The organism is Oleiphilus sp. HI0066, from assembly GCF_001635725.1.
On record NZ_LWFH01001243.1, the window covers coordinates 1 to 993 of the forward strand.

Below are 993 nucleotides of genomic sequence, written 5' to 3' on the forward strand. Positions count from 1 at the left end.
CTCTTTTTTATAGTTTTTACGCTTCAGTAGCCAGCATGCTTAGCACTCTGGCTCCATTCCCTATATAATTGCGCGGTTTTTCTACCTTGAGGCAATGTTGTGGCGGCGCAACTACACACAATTGCAGACTTTATTCGATATAGCTTTACGCGGCTCAATAGCAGTGATGTCTATTTTGGTCACGGTACAGATAACGCGTGGGATGAAGCTGTCGCATTAGTTTTACAAACCTTGTCTCTTCCATGGGATTTTGACCGTGAACTTTGGGCTTGTCGTGTGACGGATGAAGAAATTCTTCGCCTCACTAAGAATCTCAATGCGCGCATTGATCAACGTATTCCTTTGGCTTATTTGACCAACAAAGCTTACTTTTGTGGCCTAGAATTTTACGTTGATGACCGCGTTCTCGTGCCACGCAGTCCGCTGGCACAGCTCATTGAGAATGGTTTTTCTCCTTGGTTATTGGATGAACCGCAACGCATTATGGACCTTTGCACAGGTAGTGGGTGTATTGGTATTGCGTCGGCACTTCTTTTTGAAGAGGCTCAAGTTGACTTATTAGATATTTCTGAAGACGCATTAGAGGTATGCAATAAGAATATCTCGAAGTTTGCCCTGCAGGATCGCGTTACTGCCATGAAGTCAGATTGTTTTTCTGCGCTAAGTGAGCGAGATCATCACACTTACGACTTGATTGTGTCTAACCCTCCGTATGTCGATGCAGAAGATATTGGCAGTATGCCGGACGAGTATCGCAAAGAGCCGATGCTGGGTCTCGCATCAGGCAATGATGGCTTGGATTTCACAAGAGAAATGTTACGTCAGGCTGCTTCATATTTATCGCCATCAGGCGTCCTGATCGCTGAGGTTGGAAATAGTTGGGTTGCGCTAGAAGAGGCGTACCCAGAATTAGAATTTACGTGGATTGAATTTGAGCACGGCGGGCATGGTGTATTTATGCTCACGGCAGACCAACTTCAAGCCGTTAAAGAA

1 protein-coding gene is annotated in these 993 nt (G+C 45.4%); it reads left to right on the top strand.

The window, feature by feature from the left end; all coding sequences use genetic code 11:
• Positions 1-99: 99 nt before the first annotated feature.
• On the top strand, positions 100-993 hold an 894-nt coding region (gene prmB / locus A3738_RS17875; protein WP_068476678.1), incomplete at its 3' end, for a 50S ribosomal protein L3 N(5)-glutamine methyltransferase.